The 15,699-nt window shown below is 69.6% G+C and carries 13 protein-coding genes; 8 read left to right on the top strand and 5 right to left on the bottom strand.

What is annotated here, in order from left to right:
* Positions 1–60: 60 nt before the first annotated feature.
* Complete coding sequence (locus tag BLV94_RS42950; protein WP_072941757.1) at positions 61–648, top strand: carboxymuconolactone decarboxylase family protein; 588 nt, start codon at positions 61–63, stop codon at positions 646–648.
* Here BLV94_RS42950 and BLV94_RS42945 read toward each other — a convergent pair.
* Positions 633–1,073: a DUF3224 domain-containing protein gene (locus BLV94_RS42945; protein ID WP_072941759.1), complete on the bottom strand. Its 441-nt coding sequence runs from the start codon at positions 1,071–1,073 to the stop codon at positions 633–635. The genes BLV94_RS42950 and BLV94_RS42945 overlap by 16 nt on opposite strands.
* A 65-nt stretch (positions 1,074–1,138) precedes the next feature.
* Between BLV94_RS42945 and BLV94_RS42940 the strand changes: the two genes are divergently transcribed.
* Positions 1,139–1,939: a helix-turn-helix domain-containing protein gene (locus BLV94_RS42940; protein ID WP_072941761.1), complete on the top strand. Its 801-nt coding sequence runs from the start codon at positions 1,139–1,141 to the stop codon at positions 1,937–1,939.
* 18 nt (positions 1,940–1,957) lie between these two features.
* On the opposite strand, the gene BLV94_RS42935 is transcribed toward BLV94_RS42940, so the two are convergent.
* Positions 1,958–2,170: a helix-hairpin-helix domain-containing protein gene (locus BLV94_RS42935; protein ID WP_072941763.1), complete on the bottom strand. Its 213-nt coding sequence runs from the start codon at positions 2,168–2,170 to the stop codon at positions 1,958–1,960.
* 73 nt (positions 2,171–2,243) lie between these two features.
* Complete coding sequence (locus BLV94_RS42930; RefSeq protein WP_072941765.1) at positions 2,244–2,834, bottom strand: helix-turn-helix domain-containing protein; 591 nt, start codon at positions 2,832–2,834, stop codon at positions 2,244–2,246.
* A 48-nt stretch (positions 2,835–2,882) separates the two neighbouring features.
* Here BLV94_RS42930 and BLV94_RS42925 point away from each other — a divergent pair, with 48 nt between their 5' ends.
* The 6 genes from BLV94_RS42925 to BLV94_RS42900 all read left to right on the top strand — a co-directional run bounded on the left by BLV94_RS42925 (position 2,883) and on the right by BLV94_RS42900 (position 13,534).
* Complete coding sequence (locus BLV94_RS42925) at positions 2,883–3,734, top strand: class I SAM-dependent methyltransferase (protein ID WP_072941766.1); 852 nt, start codon at positions 2,883–2,885, stop codon at positions 3,732–3,734.
* A 154-nt stretch (positions 3,735–3,888) separates the two neighbouring features.
* A complete protein-coding gene (locus BLV94_RS42920) occupies positions 3,889–5,010 on the top strand; it encodes a helix-turn-helix domain-containing protein (protein WP_072941769.1) in 1,122 nt (373 codons plus the stop codon).
* A gap of 182 nt (positions 5,011–5,192) precedes the next feature.
* Positions 5,193–6,350: a hypothetical protein gene (locus tag BLV94_RS42915; protein ID WP_072941771.1), complete on the top strand. Its 1,158-nt coding sequence runs from the start codon at positions 5,193–5,195 to the stop codon at positions 6,348–6,350.
* 187 nt (positions 6,351–6,537) lie between these two features.
* Positions 6,538–7,989, top strand: coding sequence for a TIGR02677 family protein (locus BLV94_RS42910; protein ID WP_072941961.1), 1,452 nt, complete (start codon positions 6,538–6,540; stop codon positions 7,987–7,989).
* Positions 7,986–9,380, top strand: coding sequence for a TIGR02678 family protein (locus BLV94_RS42905; protein WP_072941773.1), 1,395 nt, complete (start codon positions 7,986–7,988; stop codon positions 9,378–9,380). The genes BLV94_RS42910 and BLV94_RS42905 overlap by 4 nt, the downstream gene beginning before the upstream one ends.
* Positions 9,377–13,534, top strand: coding sequence for a TIGR02680 family protein (locus BLV94_RS42900; RefSeq protein ID WP_072941775.1), 4,158 nt, complete (start codon positions 9,377–9,379; stop codon positions 13,532–13,534). Before BLV94_RS42905 ends, BLV94_RS42900 begins: the two co-directional genes overlap by 4 nt.
* Positions 13,535–13,573: 39 nt before the next feature.
* On the opposite strand, the gene mshC is transcribed toward BLV94_RS42900, so the two are convergent.
* Positions 13,574–14,821, bottom strand: a complete 1,248-nt coding sequence (mshC, locus tag BLV94_RS42895) for a cysteine--1-D-myo-inosityl 2-amino-2-deoxy-alpha-D-glucopyranoside ligase (RefSeq protein WP_072941777.1) — start codon at positions 14,819–14,821, stop codon at positions 13,574–13,576.
* 72 nt (positions 14,822–14,893) lie between these two features.
* Positions 14,894–15,697, bottom strand: coding sequence for an SCO1664 family protein (locus BLV94_RS42890; protein WP_072941779.1), 804 nt, complete (start codon positions 15,695–15,697; stop codon positions 14,894–14,896).
* Between the last annotated feature and the right edge of the window lie 2 nt (positions 15,698–15,699).

Here is a 15,699-nt window from a genome sequence, read left to right as displayed (position 1 = left end):
TCACATTCGGCTCGTGGCCGGTGTCTCTATGCCGAGAACATTCCAACCGGAGGAGGAATCATGACCAGGATCCCGCAGGCAGAGCTGACCGGCATCTACGGTGCGGTCGTCAAGCGGATGTCCCGCAAGATGCTCGGCGACGTACCCGACGGGGTGGGGGTAGTGTGGCACAACCGCAAGGTGCTGAACTTCAGCTTCAGCGTGGGCCGCAAGGTACAGAAGTGGGACCGGTGTGACGAGAATCTGAAATCGTTCGCCCACATGGCGGTGGCGAGCATGGTCGGCTGCGGCTTCTGCCTGGACTACGGCTACTTCCAAGCCCACAACAAGGGACTGGACGAGACGAAGGCACGCGAGGTGCCTCGGTGGCGCGAGTCGGACGTCTTCACCCCGTTGGAGCGGGACACGCTGGAGTATGCCGAGGCGATGACGCTGACCCCGCCGACGGTCACCGACGAACTGTCGGCCAGGCTACTGAAGGCACTCGGCCCGGCCGCGATGGTGGAACTGACCGCGTTCATCGCACTGACGAACTTCATGACCCGCTCCAACACCGCGTTCGGCATCGAGTCGCAGGGCCTCGCGGCGTCGTGTGGCCTGAAGCCGCTGAGCGCACGCTCGACGACCCGTACTCAGCCGATGTCGTAGGACAGGACGAATTCGTAGCCGCCCTCGCCGGGTCCGGCGATGGACAGGTCCGCGCTGCCACGCAGGTCGGTCAGACCGCCGGTGCCCATACCCGGCACCACCTCGATCCGTGCCGACACGGAACCCTGGTCCTGGCTGCCGAGGTGCTGGAACACGCACGTTCCGTCGTGCCCGCCGATCGAGCCCTCGAAGCGCTCGAGGCCGAGCACCGGGGCGGCATCGGCCTTGTACGCGATCAGGTAGGTCACGGTGCTCGTTCCCTCGATGTCGCCGGAGTACGAATATTCGACGGCCGCTCGCGTGGCGCCGCGTGCGGGGTAGTAGGTGTCGCCGGCGGTCGTACCTTCGCCGTCGATGTCGGTGATCAGCGATTCCGACCACGCGGCGATGGTGAATTTGCTTCGTGCAGTGTGTGAGTAGCTCATGTCAGGAGACTCTAGGTACGCGGCAGCGTGGCGCTCTTGAACATTCGCGACACTAGGATGAGCGAGTGCCGAATGTGCCAGGACATCCCGAGGCGATCGTCCGCCCGACCGCCGACGCACCCGGTTTCGAGGTCGAACGAGTCGCTCCCCGAGCAGATTTGGCCGAGTTCGTCGACTACCACTGGCTGGTGAGGTGGTCGGTGCCGAAGCCCCATCGGCAGCAGGTGGTTCCTCAGCCGCGCGTTCACGTCGCCGCCGAGGACGGACAGTTGCTGGTGCACGGGATCTCCCGGTCGCCGTTCTCCCGAACGTTGACGGGACACGGCCACGTGCTGGGTGCCGCCTTCCACGCCGGCGGGTTCCGGCCTCTGCTGAAGAGCAGTCTCGGCGCGATCTCGGGAACCGTCCAGCCCGGACGGGATCTGCTGTCCGGTGACGATCGCCCGGTCGCGGAACGGATCCTCGCAGGCACGGACAGCGCGGAGATGATCGACACCTTCGAGCGGTATCTTCTGCGCAGCGATCCCGTTCCGGATCCTACGGGACGGGAGGTCACGGCCCTGGTCGGCGACGCCCAGCGCCGCCGGGACTTCGTCCGCGCAGACCAGCTCGCCGCGCACGCCGGCTGCAGCCTGCGTACCCTGCAACGGCTGTTCACCGAATACGTCGGCATCGGCCCGAAGTGGGTGATCCAGCGGTTTCGCATCCTCGACGCGGCCGCCGCCGCCCACTCGGGCGAGAGGATCGACTGGTCTGCGCTCGCCTACGAATTGGGGTTCAGCGACCAGGCCCACCTGACCCGGGTCTTCACCCAGGTCGTCGGCACACCGCCTGCCACCTACCAGCGCGCGAACGGCCTGCTGTAGCGCGTCCGGCTCCGCCGCTCAGCCGGCGAAGCCGAGTCCCCGCTCGGCGAGTTCCTCCTCGAGGATCCGGATCGCTTTCGGTCCGACGCCGTGGATCTTCAACAGCTCCTTGGCGGTGACCGTCGTCAGTTGATCGAAGCGCGTGTAGCCGTGGGACGCGAGCTCACGACGGGAGACCTTCCCCATACTCGCCGGGAATTCCGTCTCGCCTGCGGTGTCGGAAGACGACATATCCGTCCTTTCTTCTCGGCGTGCGCCGATGCCGCCCACATCGTATGGGCCGTGCACCGTAGGCGTGCGTTCGTCACGCCGGCGGAGCGTCGTCCGCGGCGTGCAGGTGTGCCCGCTCCCCGTCGTGGTCGAAGATCGTGAGGATCTCCACCGGACCGTCGTGGGCGCCGATGGAGTGCGGCACCATGGTCGAGAACTCCGCTGCGGCACCGGCTTCGATCAGGATGGTCCGCTCCCCCAGTTGCAGGCGGGCCGTCCCCGACAGGACGGTGAACCACTCGTGACCGGGGTGCACACAGACGTGCTCCGGGCCGGCCGGCCGTTCGGGGGTGATGCGCATCTTCGCCACGGTTGCGCCGTGGAGGGCGCGTTCGCGGGACAGGAGCCAGGTCGTGAGGCCTCGCGTGTGTTCGGGCATCGGCCGGATCACCACGTCCTCGTCGTCGACGGACTCGACGAGCTGATCGAGCGTGGTGCCGAGAGCCCGCGCGATCGGAACCAGTTGGTCGAGGGCGATCCTGCGGTGGCCCGTCTCGATGCGGCTCAGCGTAGACGGACTGAGGAAGCAGCGGGCGGCGAGCGCGTCGAGGGACCAGCCGCGGGCCAGCCGTAGGCCCCGGATGCGCTGCCGGATCACACCGTCCAATCCGAGTTCTTGCGTCATACGCAAGAGTGTATGCGTATAGAGCAGAACGTGACTAGCCTTGGAGTCATGACACAGCATTCGCATCACCACGCCCACCACCACGGCGAGCACACACTCGCCCACGAAGCCGCTCTGCCGGATCTCCTCGACCTGGACGCCGAGATCTTCGGCTCCTACCTGGATCAGGTGGCCGAGTGGGCCGAACGGCGCGTCGGGGAGACGCCGCGCCGGGTCGTCGACGTGGGCGCGGGAACGGGCGTCGGCAGCCTGACGCTGGCTCGGCGGTTCCCCGCGGCCGAGGTGGTCGCGATCGACAGGTCGGAGGTGATGCTCGAGCGCGTCCGCACAGCCGCGCGCGGGCAGGGCCTGGCCGACCGGGTGAGCGTCGTGCACGCCGATCTGGATGCCGGCTGGCCCGCAGTCGAGGCCGCCGATGTCGTGTGGGCGGCCTCTTCGTTGCACGAGGTCGCCGACCCCGACCGGGTGCTGCGCGACATGTACGCCGCGCTGAACACCGACGGCGTGCTGGTGGTCGTCGAGATGGACGCCCTGCCCCGCCTCCTGCCGGACGACCTGGGCATGGGCCGCCCGGGCCTGGAGTCGCGCTGCCACGAGGCCTTGGCGCGGATGGACTGGAACGCTCACCCGAACTGGCGGGACCACGTGGAGAGAGCTGGTTTCGTGGACGTCGAGGAGCGCAATTTCACCAGTGAGGCAACCCCCACCCCGCCCAGCACCGGACGCTACGCACATACCTTTCTGAGCCGTGTTCGCTCCGCCCTCGACGGACAACTGGCCGCCGACGACCGCGACACTCTCGATCGTCTTCTCTCGGAAGACAACCCGGACAGCGTCCTGCACCGCGGGGACCTGACGGTCCGCGGCAGCAGGACCGCCTGGACCGCCCGACGCCCCTGAAATCGTGTGCGTGCCCTTGTCCGAGCTTTCGGAACGGGTGTTGTGCGGTGGTGAGGATCGGCGGGATCTGCATGCTCGGTGACCTACGGAACGGAACCCCAGAATTCGGTCTTTTACGCGGTTCCGTCTCGGACCGATTGAGTAGACTGGCGAAGTGCCGAATCAGGAGAACCCCGAATTCGCCGGGAGCGAGCCCAAGGTCCCGTTCCCCAAGCCGGAACGCGACATCGATCTCTACCGCCGGGCGATCGCGACCCTCCAGGCCGCACTCCCCCACGGCTGGTCGCTGACGTCCGGAAAGTCCCGCTCCCTCGCCGACGCACCGGAACGGTTGCTGGTCGGTGCCCCGGGCGGCGAGGTGGCGTCCTTCTCCGTCATCCCCGCCCGCGGGGTGCTCGCGGGGGACGCCGCCCGGTTCGCCGACGGACTGTCCGGATCCGATCGCGGATTCGTCTGCGCCCGTTATCTTTCCGAACCCGTTCGCCGCCAACTCGACGCCAGGGGTCTGTCGTACGCGGACGCGACGGGCAACACCTCTCTGTCGGCGGACCGGCCCGCCATCTGGGTGCGAGACCGGGGCGCGGACGCCGACCCGTGGCGTGGGCCCGGCCGTCCGGCCGCCCAGCTGACCGGCGATCCCGCCGCGCGGGTCGTGCGTGCCCTCGCCGATCACTCGGGTCAGCTGACGGTCCCGGAACTCGTCCGGCTGTCCGGCGCGTCCACCGGCGCGACCTATCGGGTGGTGGAGACCCTGGAGGAACGCGATCTCCTCGAGCGACTCCCCCGCGGCCCCATCACCAGTGTTCGGTGGCAGCAGATGCTGCGCGCCTGGAGCAGCGACTCCAGCTTCAAGGACTGCCCCACCGTCGGCTACTTCGCACCCGAGGGAGTGCAGTCGTTCGTCGCGAAACTCGGGAAGGTCTCCGACCATCTCTACGCGGTGACAGGCTCGCACGCCGCAGCAGCGTTCGTCGAGTACGCGCCGGCGCACCACGTGCAGATCTACGCCGACAACGCCGAGGCGCTGGCAGGCGCTCTCGAACTACGTCCCGTCGATCAGGGTGCCAACGTTCTCGTCGCCACTCCCCGATCGGCCGCGGTCTTCGAACGCACCCTGTTCCGCGACAACGTCCGCCTGGTCGCCCCGGCACAGGCCTTCGCGGATCTCCTCGCCGGCACCGGCCGCCATCCGCAGGAAGCGGAGCATCTCCTCAGCTGGATGACCGAGAACGTGACCGGGTGGAGAACGGCCCTCGGCGCGCCCACGGTGACCTGACTCGATCACTCGTCGCAGGCGGAAACTCCCGAGTGTGTGCAATACGACCACGCCACGCCGCGCGTGATGGCGCGCACAAGCACCCTCGGGTAGCAGGATGTACATCTTGTGGCCTCACCGACCGAGTCGGGCGGGCCTGACGGAAGTCGCAATCCGTTCGCAACACGAATAGGGGTTCTTGCATGTCCATGGGAGTCGGGCTCAGGATCGGCAGTGTCGTGTCCACCGCGGTGGTGGCGTCGAACGATCCAGGATCCCCGGATCCGATCGTCATCGTCCGCGACACCGTCTTGCACATGTGCCCGGACGGCACCGCAATTCTCGGCGGATCGGCGCCGCACACGATCGGAGATACCCACACCGTGTCGGGGTTCCTTCCCCGCGTCGGCGACCCCGCCGGCGTCGCGGTGGGCGACGGATCGCGGTACCGCGCAGAAGACCTGGTCGCGGGTGCGATGCGATGCCTGCTCCGCGAGTGCGAACCTCTGCCCGACCACGGCGGCCGAACGGGTGGCGCCCCCGACATCATGGCCACCTATCCGACCCGCTGGGACTCGGCCGCGGTCGCAGCGCTCCGCGACGCGCTCGACTACGCCGACATGTCGTATCTGTCCCTGGTCTCGGATGCCGAAGCCGCCGCGGCCTGGTTCGAATCCGAGATCGCCGAGCGCCCCGGGCAGTTGGTCGGCATCTATCACGTCGACGACACCGGATCGACGGTCGCGCTGATTCGCTCGGGGGTCGAGGCAGGCAAGGCGTTCCGGTTCTCCTCGGGGGGCTCCCCGACGGCCCAGATCGCGACCGCACTCGGTGCGTTCGGCTGGCTGCCCAGCAACCTCGACGCCGTGGTCGTCACGGGCGACGGTCTGATCGCGAGGGACTCCGCGGCCGTTCACGGATTCGCGGCCACGATCGGCGAGAAGTTCGATGTCCGGTGCGTCGTCGGCCCGGGCCCCGAGCAGACCTCGGCGCTCGGTGCCGCCATCCGCGCCGCCGGGTTCAATCCGACCACCCACAGGGTGACCCCGATCGGCCTGCCACCGTCGTACGACGTCACCGAGGTGATCGACGCCGTCGTCGGCGAGCCCGTGCCGTCGACGTCCGCAACCCCGAACCGGGCCGCCACACGCACGCAGAACCCCGCGTCCGCCGCAGCGGTGGGCGCCTCCCCCGCGCGAGTGTCGGGCGGAACGGCAGTCGCGACGCCGCCGGAACCGCGCGCCGTCGTGCAGTCCGGGGAAGATTCCGACAGTGCCTCCCGGGCGTCCTGGCTCGTCGCCGCAGCGGTCGGGCTGGCGCTCGTGCTGGTCGCGATCGTCTTCGTGCTGTTCGTCCTCTGATTGCCCCGCCTCCCTTTCGTCGGTGTCGTGGTGGGGTGAGGGGTGCAGGTCGGCACGGCGTTCGCTCGACCGCTGCACGACCGCATAACCTGTCACGGTGAGTGAATCAGGCAGCGATCCAGGTCGGTCCCCGTCGGGGCTGCGCGCCGGGCGTCCGGCGGTCGCTCCCCCGCTCCGGGACGACCGGCTGAAACTGTTCTCCTTCGCCACCGCGGAGAAGCGGGCGGAGTATCTGTGGGTGCTGCGGGCCTTCGATCACGCCCGCGCCAACTACGTCGTGCTGCTCCACGCCGGCGACGTCGCCCGCATCCTGGACGGCCTCGCCGGCGACGACCCGGCCGGGCAACTCGGCGCCGGAGACGTCACTTCCCTGCTCGAGCAACTCCACGTCTGGGAAGTGCTCGAACGCAGTTACGACGGAACGCGCGCCGCGACACTCGCCGAATATCGGAACCGGCACTTCGTGTACCAGTTCAGTCAGGCCGGCTACCAGGTGTTCCGGGCCGTCGAGGACGCACTCGCGGCCCGGCTCGACGACGCGTCGCTGTCCCGGCTGGCGCTCCCGGACCTTCTCGCCGACATGAACGACCTGGCCGCGGCGAATCGCGCCGCCGACAACGACCTGGTGTACCGGAAACTCAACCGACTCGATGCGACGCTGTCCGACATGGCCGGACGTGCGGCCCAGTTCTATCTGACCCTGGGCGATCTCGTCCGCACCACGGAGATCACCCCGGAGACGTTCATGTCCCACAAGGACGCTCTCCTCACCCACATGCGCGAGTTCAGCTCCGACCTGTCGCGGTATGCGCCGAAACTCGCCGCGGCCATCGCGCTCGTGGAAGACACCGGTGTCGAGGCGATGGTGGCGCGGGCCGCCGCCAGCGACGAGCGGGTGTTCCTCGATGTCGAAGAGCGCGAAGCCGATTGGCGCGCCCGGTGGACCGGTTTGACGCACTGGTTCGTCGGGAGCGAGGCGGGTCCGAGCGAGTCGGAACGCCTGCGCGAGGGCACGATGAGCGCCATCGCCGCCGTCCTGTCGCTGTTGCGCCGCGTCACCGAGACCCGCAAGGGCGGCGTCAGCAGGGAGAGCCAATTGCGCCACCTTGCAGGCTGGTTCGCCGCGACTCCGAACGAGGACGCCGCGCACGCGCTGTTCCAGGCGGTGTTCGACCTCGGGCGTCCGCGCCACCTCTCGATGGTGCACCCGGACGCCGACATCATCCCCGACACCCGGTCGTGGTGGGAGGCGCAGCCCGTGGAGATCTCCCGCACGCTGGCCGAGACCGGACGTCCGCCGTCCCCCGGCCTGCCCGCGCGGGTGCAGCGCAACGAGGGCAGCGTGCGCCGCCTGCGTGAGGAACAGCTGACCGCACAACGAAATCGCGCGGCCGCCGCCCAGTCGCTGGCCCGGGGCGGAGTCTACGAGCGGGAACTCGACGAGGCCGAAACCGACGTGCTGCTGAGCCTGCTCAACGCCGCACTGACGGCCCGGGTACCGGTCAGCGGCCGCGTCACGAGCAGCACCGGATCGGAGAACGGCGTGAAGCTCACCCTCAGCCCGCACAGCGAATCGACGGTGGTGCGCACCGCCCGAGGACGACTGCACCTCGACGGACTGCAGGTGAGCGTTCGGTGAAGGCACGGGAGATCTCACCGCTCGCCCTCGATTCGTATCAGCGCGCCGCCCGCGTCATCCTGTCGAATCATCTGGTGACGCAGACCTATCCGGATCGCATCGCGCTTCCCCTGCTCCGCCGGTGGGCCACCGAACTGCGCGACGATCTGATGACGCTCTTCGGGTACCGGCTCGAGGTCACCGAGACGACCGCCCGACTGTTCACGGTCAGCGACCGACTCGACGCCGGGACCCCGGCCAAGACGGCCACCGACCGCACGTTCGACCGGTACCGCTACGCCTACCTCGCGTTGGCGCTGGCCGCATTGGGTCGCGCCGGCAACCAGATCACCCTGTCCGAACTCGCCGATCACGTCGCCGCCGACGCCGCGCAGGTCGACGGGGTGGACCTGTCCACCGAACGCGCGTCCGACCGGGACGCGTTCGTCGACGCCGTCGGCTGGCTCGCGGCCCGCGGCGCGATCGCCCTCGCCGACGGTGACGCGGGCGGCTGGGCCGCCAATCCCGATGCGGGCGAAGCGCTCTACGACATCGACCGGTCCGTCGTCATCGCCCTGTTCCGGCCGCCGCGCGCACTGCAGCATCTCCGCTCCATCCGCGGTCTGCTCGCCGGCGCGGACTCGATGACCGACGACGACGCCGCGGAGTTCGGGACGTCCCGGACGGTCGACGTGAAAGAGACGGCGCGGCGGGTCCGGCGCGCTCTCGTCGAACGGCCCGTCGTCTACGCCGCCGACCTGGACGATCACGAACTGGTGCAGCTCGCGCTCCCCCGCACCGCAGCCGATGTCGAGTTGCTCACCGGACTGGTCGCGGAACGGCGCGAGGAGGGCGTCGCGATGATCGACTCCTCCGGACGGCTCTCCGACGTCCGGTTCCCCGGGACGGGAACGGTCGCGCAGGTCGCGCTGCTGCTCGCGGGGGAGATCGCCGATCGTGTCCTGGATCCCGACACGCCGGAGACGGCCCGGATGCCGCTGCCGCGGGGCCGGTCCGAGGACCTGGTCGAACAGGTCGACAGCGCGATTCCGCAGTCCGGGATCTTCGACAGCCTGGCAGGCCACGACGGGGTCGAACCCGAGGAGCCCGCCCCCGCCGACCGGCTCTTCCCGGTCGTCGAGGACCAGTGGATCACCGACACCGTCCGGACCCTGACCGACAGATTCGGGCGCACGTTCGCCGCCGGGTGGCAGGCCGACCCCGACGGTCTGGGACGCGCCGCTCTGGCGCTGCTCGAGCGGCTGCGCCTCACCGCCGCGGTGCCGGGCGGCGTGCTCGCGCTCCCGGCGCTCGCCCGCTACCGCGGTGTGGTGGTCACGATCCGCGACCGCACACCGGAGATCGACCTGTTCCAGAGCTCAGCGAACGACAGCGAGGACATCACAGCATGACGAGTGCGCGTTTCCGGCCCACCCGAGCCGGGATCATCAACCTCTGGGACTACCGGGATCAGGAGTTCTCCTTCGCCGATGGCCGCCTCGTTCTTCGTGGCCCCAACGGTTCCGGCAAGACCAAGGCGCTCGAAGTGCTGTTCCCGTTCGTCTTCGACGGCAGGATCGAACCGCGGCGTCTCAACCCGTTCGCCGGCGAGGAACGGACCATGAAGTCGAACCTCCTGTACCGCGGGCAGGAGAGCGCGTACTCGTACGTCTGGATGGAGTTCTGCCGCGGCGCGAAGGACGACCCCGAGGCCGTCACCGTGGGCATCGGCATGCGGGCCTCCCGCACCAACGACAAGGTCACGCGCTGGTACTTCGTGGCCGACGGCCGGGTCGGCGTCGACTTCTCCCTGCTCGGCACCGACGACCGTCCGCTCACGAAGAAGCAACTCGGCGAGCAGATCGGCACCGACTCCATCACCGACCGGCCGCTCGACTACCGCGCCGCCATCGACGCCCGGATGTTCGGGCTCGGTGTCCAGCGCTACGACCAGCTGATCAACCTCATCCTCACGCTGCGCCGCCCCCAGCTCGCGAAGAACCTCGACCCCAAGGGACTGTCGCAGGCGCTCACCGACGGTCTGCGACCCCTCGACGAACAGCTCGTCCTCGAGGCGGCGCGCTCGTTCAGCGACATGGAAGAGGTCGGCCGGGCGCTCGAGGGGCTGGCGGCGGCGGATCAGGCGGCGCAGAGCTTCGTCGGTGTGTACGCGAAATACCTTCGCCAGCAGGCGCGTACGGACGTCGACCAACTCGCAACCCGTCTCGACGCGGTGCGATCCGGCATCACCGCCCTCCACGGGGCGGCAGCCGACCGGGCGCGCAGCCAGGCGAGCCGGGAGGCCGCCGAGGAACGCTTCACCGCCGCCGACCGCGCACTCGACCAGGCCAACGCCACCCTGGACGCACTGAAACGGTCGACCGCCTACGAGGGGCGGACTCAACTCGACGACCTTGCGCAGGCCGTGTCGACGCTGGAGAAGTCGACGGAACTGCAGGCCGAGAAGGCAAAGAAGGCCAAGGCGACCCTCGAACAGCGGTCCGAGGAGCACGAGAAGGCGGGCGACGCCGTCACCCGCGCCGTCGAGGCGCTCGCCCACGCCGAAGACGAACTTCACGTCGCCGCCGAGGACGCCGGAATCACCTGGACCGCACTCCCCGACGACGCGCGCGCCGACCAGTTGACCGCGGCGCTGCGCGGGCACGCCGAGGAACGCGACGGCGACCTGCGCGCGGTCCGGGCCGCGCTCGCCACCGTCGAGAAGGCCGCCACCGAGCGGACCCGCGCCGACGACGCGGCACGTCGTGGCCAGGAACAACTCGACACCGCGACGGTGGCGGTCCTCGAAGCCGAGACCGCGGTCGAATCGGCCCGCAGCCGATGCGCCACCGAACTCCGCTCCTGGTGGACGGAACAGTCGTCCCTCTACGCCGAGATCGAGGCGCCCGCTGCGCTGTTCGACGCACTGGACGGCGCCCTCCGCGGGATCGGCGACGACGACGCCGCCACCCTGTCGGAGACGCTGACAGAGCAGACCACGGACGCCGTCGACGCACTCCGGCTGCGTCGTCAGCAGTACGACCGGGACGCCGCCGCCGCGGCCGAGGCGATCGCCGAATACGAATCGGCGCGCGCGGCAATCGAATCCGAGCACGACGACGCCCCACCGCTCCCGGCAGGCAGGCACGACGCGCGGTCCGGGCTGACCGGTGCGCCGCTCTGGCGTCTGGTCCGGTTCGCCGACGGCGTCGACGCCGCGGTCGCGGCGGGAATCGAGGCCGCACTGGAGGCCGCGAATCTCCTCGACGGCTGGGTCACCGTCGACGACGCGCTCCCCGACGTCGAATCCGAACAATTCCTCGTGGCTCTTCCCGCCGAGGATCGGCCCACCGGCAGGACCCTCGCCGACGTCCTCGACGTCGAGCAGGACACCGGTGTCCCCGACGATCGTGTGCGCGCAATCCTCGAATCCATCGCCCTCGAATCCCTCGACCTCGCCGAGGGTCCGGTGGGCGTCGCCGGGGACGGGGCCTACCGCCAGGGGATCCAGCGGGGACGGCACACGAAATCGGATGCGGAGTACATCGGAACCACCGCGCGGGCCCGCAGGCGCGCCGCCCGACTCACCGAACTCGACCGGACGCTCGAGGAAACCCGGGCGCGGCTCGACGACACCCGGGCGTCCGCGGATACGGCGGCAGCGTTGCTGACGCGGACGACCGCGGCGGCACAAGCCCTGCCTCGCACCGGATCGATCCTCACCGCGCTGAAGAAGGTCACCGAATCGGCAGGCGCGCTCCGCAGCCGCACCGACACCGCGACCGCCGTCGGCCGCGAACTCGACCAGGCCATCGCCGACCTGTCCGCGAAGGAAAAGCAACTCCGGGCCACCGCATCCACGCACCGGACTCCCCACGTCGCCCGCGAGATCGACTCGCTCGCCGCGGCCGTGCGGCATTTCGAGAAGCAGGGCGAGATGGTGCAGCGGTGCAGGCGCGAACACGGCAAGGAGGTGGAGCACACGCGCCAGTCCGAGGACCGGCTGCACGAGGCGCGCGGCAACGCGGAGGAATTCGCGGAGGAGGCCGCCGTCGCCGAAGAGGTGCTCGCGCAACAGATCCAGCGTCTCGAGACGCTCCGCGACACACTGGGCGCGGGGGCCGAACAACTGGACCGCCAACTCGAGGAGGCGCACGCGCGGATCGAGGCGTGCAAGAAGGAGCAGCGCGACGCCCGCAAGGCGGACAAGGATGCGGGCGAGGCCATCGGTAAAGCCGAGGGCGCGTACAACACCGCCGTCCAGACGCTTCGGCTGGCGCTCACCGAAACCCACGCCGACGCCGCCCACCTCGCGCCGTACGCCCGGCGCGACCTGCTCGAACTCCTCGGCGTCGACGGCGGCCACACCTGGCCGGCCAGTACGGCGGCGTGGATGAGCGCCGAACAGCTGGTGTACCGCATCCAGAACGCCGACCAGGACACTCCGATCCTGCCGCCCGAAGCGGATGCGCTGTTCCGCGCACTGGACGGCGCCACCGAATCGGTGCGGGTCAGCGACTCGGCACGCAAGTCGACGCGGACGGCGCTCACCACCGCGCTGCAGGACTTCGACGCACAACTCGCGGCTGCCGGCCAGGACTACCGGCTGCAGTGGGACGCGCCCGACGGCCTGACGGTCGTGCAGGTGCAGGACGACGAGGGTTACTCGTCGATCGGCGAGTTCGCTGCCCATATCGCGTCTGCGCGCTCCGATCAGGAACTGCTGCTCACCGAATCCGAGCGCCGCATCCTGGAGGACGCGCTGCTCACCGGTCTCGCCCAGCAGATCCACGAACGCACCGTCGACGCCCGCGAACTCATCGCCCGGATGGGCACCGAGATGCGGGAGCGGCGGATGTCGTCCGGCAACACTATCGGCGTCCACTGGGTGCTCGCCGACAACCTCGACGACAGCGCGAAGGCCATCTCCAAACTGCTCGAGCGCGACACCTCGGCGCTGGGCCCAGACGAACTCGCCACGATGCGCGCCCACTTCGCCCACCAGATCAGGACCGCCCGCGCTGCCCACCCGGAACGGTCGTACCCGGAGATCCTGGCGTCCGCCCTCGACTACCGGCGGTGGCGGGTGTTCTCGTTCACCCTGATCAGCGGGAACGGCAACGAGGACAGGCTGACGGTCGCCCGGCACAGCGCACTCTCCGGTGGCGAGCAGTCCGTCTCACTGCACCTGCCGCTGTTCGCCGCGGCGCACGTCATGCTCGACTCCGCCGACCCGCACGCCCCGCGACTGCTGGCGCTGGACGAGGCGTTCGCCGGCGTCGACGACAACGGCCGGGCCGAACTGCTCGGTCTCAGCGTGCAATTCGACCTCGACCTGTTCATGACCGGGTTCGACCTGTGGATCACGTACGGCGGCGTGCCGGGCTGCGCGCACTACGATCTGGCGCACTCGACGGCCGAGCAGAGCGTCAGCGCCACCCTGCTCGTGTGGTCCGACGGTGAGCTACTCGCCGAACACGACGGCACCGACCTGGCGCAGGCGCTCGGTTCGCCCCTGCGCCGGCGCGTCCCGACGCCCGCGGAGGGTGCCCTCGAGTTCGCCTGACCCGTGAGTACTTGTTAACCGCGGGCGGTTAACAAGTACTCACGGGCGGCGAAGCCGCACACCGAGAAGGGCATCCACAGCCGCAACGAATTCGCTCGGCGCGTTCGTGTCGGAACCACCGTTGTCGAGGGCGCGGCGGGCCCAGCCGTCGAGGGCGTCGAGCGCCTTCGGGGTGTCGAGGTCGTCCGCGAGATGCTGGCGCAGCCGGGCGATCGTGTCGGTGGCGGACTGCGCTGACTCGAGTGCGGCGGCATCTTTCCACAACTGGAGCCGGGTGTGGGCGTCGGCGAGAACCTGCTCGGTCCACGGACGGTCCTGCCGGTAGTGCCCGGACAGCAGTCCGAGGCGGATGGCGGTCGGGTCGACGCCCTCGCCGCGCAGTTTCGACACGAACACGAGGTTGCCGCGGCTCTTCGACATCTTCTCGCCGTCGAGACCGATCATGCCGGTGTGCACGTAGTGGCGCGCGAAGCGGCGATCCCCGGTAGCCGACTCGGCGTGCGCCGCGGAGTACTCGTGGTGCGGGAAGATCAGGTCGCTGCCGCCGCCCTGGACGTCGAAACCCGAGCCGATGCGGTTGAGGGCGATGGCCGAGCACTCGATGTGCCAGCCGGGACGCCCGGGACCGAACGGCGACGGCCAGGACGGCTCGCCCGGCCGGGCCGCACGCCACACCAGCGCGTCGAGGGGATTCTGCTTGCCGGGGCGGTCCGGGTCGCCGCCGCGTTCGGCGAAGAACTTGTCCATCGTCGCGCGGTCGTAGCCGGATTCGTACCCGAACTGCTCCGTCGCGTCCGCGCGGAAGTACACGTCGGGGAATTCGGCGTCGTCGACGACGTAGGCGGCGCCGGACGCGACGAACTTCTCGACCATCTCGATCACTTCGCCGATCGATTCCACCGCGCCGATGTAGTCGCGCGGGGGAATCACCCGGAGGGCTTCCATGTCTTCGCGGAACAGAGCCGTCTCGCGCATGCCGAGGACGACCCAGTCCTCGCCGTCGCGGTTGGCGCGCTCGAACAGCGGGTCGTCCACGTCGGTGACGTTCTGGACGTAGTGCACGTCGTGCCCGGCGTCACGCCAGATCCGGTTCACCAGATCGAACGTCAGGTACGTGGCGGCGTGACCGAGGTGGGTCGCGTCGTAGGGGGTGATACCGCACACGTACATCGTGGCCGTGCGTCCGGGAGTGACGGGGCGCACCTGCCGGTCGGCGGTGTCGAACAACCGCAGCGGAGGCCCCTGGCCTGGAACGGACGGGACAGCGGTTTCGGACCAAGACTGCATGACAGCGAGCCTAATGGACCCGCGTTTCCGCCTCGGAGGGAGCCGCCGCCCGCCGGGCTCCGAACGGGTCGCTCAGAACGCGGGCCACGGGATGGGCCGGTGACCGTTCGGCCGGGGCATCACGGGTGCGGCGAGAAGGTCCACGGCGCGCTCGTACAGCGCGGCCACCTCGCCGGACGTGATGTGCTCGCCGAGCCGCGCGCCGAAGTCGCCCTCGAGTGAGGAGATCAGTTCGGCGATGTCGACGACGAGGGCGCCCGGCACCTCCGTCCCGGCCCACCCCCACAGCACGGTCCGCAATTTGTTCTCCGTGTGCAGGCAGATGCCGTGGTCGACGCCGTAGACGGAACCGTCGAGACCCTCGAGCGCGTGGCCGCCCTTGCGGTCGGCGTTGTTGATCAGCACGTCGAGAACGGCCATCCGCTGCAGCCGCGGGTCGTCCGCGTGGATCAGTGCGACCGGTTCGCCGTCCATGTCGGTGGCGCGCAAGATCTCGAACCACCCCTCGGGGACGGCGTCGGGCGCGCAGATGTCGACCAGGTCGAGACCGCCGGTGTCGTCGGCGTGCCGGTCCGGGGTGTCGACCCACCGCTGCACCATCCCCGGGCCGAACGGACCGTCCCGCAGGAGAGTGCGGGGAATCACACCCCACCCGAGCTGCTCGGACACGAGATACGACGCGTACTCCCGTCCGGCGAGCGTGCCGTCCGGGAAGTCCCACAGCGGGCGTTCCCCGCGGACCGGTTTGTACACGCAGCGGACGGTGTTCTCACCCGCGGCCGCGTCGCAGACCAGGGTGGCGTTACTGGCGTGGGTGATCTGGCCGATGAGGGTCAGCTCGCCGGACTCCAGGGGATCGGACTCCTCGGCAGGCAACC

The organism is Rhodococcus koreensis (genome assembly GCF_900105905.1).
Taxonomy (GTDB): domain Bacteria; phylum Actinomycetota; class Actinomycetes; order Mycobacteriales; family Mycobacteriaceae; genus Rhodococcus_F; species Rhodococcus_F koreensis.
The sequence above is the reverse complement of the archived record's forward strand: the minus strand, read 5'-3'. Positions and strand labels throughout refer to the sequence as shown.

Excerpts from the sequence above, each read along its gene's own strand:
- mshC (WP_072941777.1), bottom strand. The coding sequence starts at position 14,821 with ATGCAGTCTTGGTCCGAAACCGCTGTCCCGTCCGTTCCAGGCCAGGGG.
- BLV94_RS42945 (WP_072941759.1), bottom strand. The coding sequence starts at position 1,073 with ATGAGCTACTCACACACTGCACGAAGCAAATTCACCATCGCCGCGTGG.
- BLV94_RS42930 (WP_072941765.1), bottom strand. The coding sequence starts at position 2,834 with ATGACGCAAGAACTCGGATTGGACGGTGTGATCCGGCAGCGCATCCGG.
- BLV94_RS42900 (WP_072941775.1), top strand. The coding sequence starts at position 9,377 with ATGACGAGTGCGCGTTTCCGGCCCACCCGAGCCGGGATCATCAACCTC.
- BLV94_RS42950 (WP_072941757.1), top strand. The coding sequence starts at position 61 with ATGACCAGGATCCCGCAGGCAGAGCTGACCGGCATCTACGGTGCGGTC.
- BLV94_RS42935 (WP_072941763.1), bottom strand. The coding sequence starts at position 2,170 with ATGTCGTCTTCCGACACCGCAGGCGAGACGGAATTCCCGGCGAGTATG.
- BLV94_RS42915 (WP_072941771.1), top strand. The coding sequence starts at position 5,193 with ATGTCCATGGGAGTCGGGCTCAGGATCGGCAGTGTCGTGTCCACCGCG.
- BLV94_RS42925 (WP_072941766.1), top strand. The coding sequence starts at position 2,883 with ATGACACAGCATTCGCATCACCACGCCCACCACCACGGCGAGCACACA.